Annotated in this window: 2 protein-coding genes; both read right to left on the bottom strand. The window is 35.8% G+C overall.

From position 1 onward, the window contains the following. Window positions 1–18: 18 nt before the first annotated feature. Entirely contained in the window at window positions 19–312 is a 294-nt protein-coding gene (locus ABZA26_RS13115; protein WP_372714955.1) for a hypothetical protein, read from the bottom strand. A gap of 120 nt (window positions 313–432) precedes the next feature. Then, window positions 433–1,698, bottom strand: coding sequence for an MFS transporter (locus ABZA26_RS13120; protein ID WP_372714956.1), 1,266 nt, complete (start codon window positions 1,696–1,698; stop codon window positions 433–435). Window positions 1,699–2,257: the final 559 nt, after the last annotated feature.

The raw sequence follows: 2,257 nt of genomic DNA on the forward strand, positions 1-2,257 counted from the left end.
AGTCGAAGAAGATGATCCCTAGCTAGCAGTTGTTGTATCAGATTTAGAAGAACTACCTGTACTGGAAGAAGTCGAAGAAGACGATCCCGAGCTAGCAGTAGAGCTATCAGAACTAGAAGAACTACCGGTTGTACCTTCTGATTCACTACTGGACGTGGTAGTACTGGTAGTACTCGACTTGTCCACACCTTTTGTTACAGAAAGAACAACAGTGTCACCTGTATTTTTGTCTATTATTGTCTCAGTCCAGGAAGCCTCTATACCCAATGTTAGGACTAAAAAAGACGCCAAAATTATAATTTTTTTATACATGATGATTCCCTCCCCATAAGCTTTCATTGGAATAAAAACAGATTATTTATCCCCTTATTCTGAGTTAATATAAAAATCCCTTCTAAAAATATAATCATTTTCAGAAGGGACCTATGAAATTTATTTTCTACCTCCAAAGATACTAAAGGTAAGAGGTCTGATTCCAGGATAGTATACTCTCTTTTGAAATGCCTTGACCCTTGTGAGGAGAAGGATGGAGTATAATCTAAAGAGAAAGGCAAGGATAAATATAACCTGGAGTCCAAAATATGCATCCCCAAAGAGAAAGACCACTCTTCCCTTAAGGAAAGAGGCGATAGTTCCTCCTAAAATAGCTCCGAACAGACCTGCTACTCCGGTAACTACCGCATGAGATGCTACAAAAGATTCCCGAGGTTCTCCTGCTACTTCCAGCAAAAGATTGAAGATAGAGAGATTTATTGCTGACCATGCTATTCCTGTACATATTCCGTCCATCATAAGGAGGCTCTTGTAGTTATTTTCATTCATAGTAAAATAAAATATCAGGACATAGGTAGATATCCATATCCCCCCGGAAAGAAGATTTTTATCCCCTATAGTCTTACTCAAGTATCCGCATACAGGAAAGGCAAAAAGTGCTATGAATCCGCTTAGCATAGTTATCTTTCCCAAGTATACATATTCTACTCCCAGGTTTGTTATTGCAAAGTAGTGAAAATAAGGTTTTGCAAATTCAACGGCAAAGTTCCAGAATCCAATGAAAATAAGGAAATTTTTGAAATTGCTGTTTTTTAAAGGGACTTTGAGATTAATGTGTACGCAGAGTCCTTCTCTCTCAGGTATTTCATGAAAAAAGAAGAGTATAAGAGTTATAATTCCCGCCAAGGACATTATACTGGTCAAGATGAGGACTCCTGTAGACCTGTCCAGATTATTTAATATTTTTGAATATGTGTAGTAAGAGCAGATACTGGTAATGGATATCAGTAGAAATCTTTTTGCAAAAAAAGCTCCTCTTTCACTTTTAGGTATAAGATCTCCCATGGCAGTGGTCCATATATTTGATGTGAGAGCCGTAAATATAGAATAAAAAAACACTACTGTTAGTAAAAGGTAGGCTGATGTTACTTTCAGTAAAATACCTATTGGAAGCAGAAGGATGGGAAGCCTGGCCAGTGCCACTGATATAATAAGGGCTTTTTTTCTGTTTTTTGAAATCTGACATATCTTCCCGCTGAATATCTGAAAAAACTGAGCCCCTATAGGGAGGGTGGCGATAATAGAGAGCTCTATAGGGGTACAGTTGAAGTACAGAGCCAGAGCCGTGAGAGGGAATCCCTGAATACCTATAAAAAGCATGTTGTAAATCATACCTTCAGCCAGATTAACCCTATGTTTTGTCATAACTTCACATCCTTTTATTAGTTGTTAATATAATATTTATTATGATAAATTATTTATATATAATAGTTCTCTTATGCATTCTGCAACATAATTCCACATAATATAGCACAACAAGTTTGAAAATTAAAGTAAAACATTTTTTATTATTTTTAATGGGTTATTTAAGTAGATTATTGAATTTATACAGATTCTGTTACTTTTCTCTTGAAAGAAAAGCACCCCAAGGTCATTTCCTCCCTTTGGTCAGGGCATAACCAAAAATCAAGGCCTGTGAAAAATCAGCTAAATAACCTTGAAAATCAATTAGCAATAAGGAAACTCAGAAAACAAGTTTCTGAGAACCAGAAAATATGCTCATATGACTCGTTATTTTTTGGCTACTCGCTTCGCTCAGACATCGATTTTTTCTAAAGATTTCTCTCAGTCATTCTTAACGCTTATTTTATCAATGGCCGAAAGATTCAAAAATTTTTTAGCGCGATAACTTAAAGAATAACAGTGCACATGCTTTTTATTTAGGCTAATATTATTCTTTTTGTCTTTTGAATTTTCAAGTCGC

The sequence above is a fragment of the Ilyobacter sp. genome, assembly GCF_041583315.1.
Lineage (GTDB): Bacteria > Fusobacteriota > Fusobacteriia > Fusobacteriales > Fusobacteriaceae > Ilyobacter.

Bases quoted from the DNA above. Each gene is read 5' to 3' on its own strand.
- ABZA26_RS13115 (WP_372714955.1), bottom strand. From the start codon at position 312: ATGTATAAAAAAATTATAATTTTGGCGTCTTTTTTAGTCCTAACATTG.
- ABZA26_RS13120 (WP_372714956.1), bottom strand. From the start codon at position 1,698: ATGACAAAACATAGGGTTAATCTGGCTGAAGGTATGATTTACAACATG.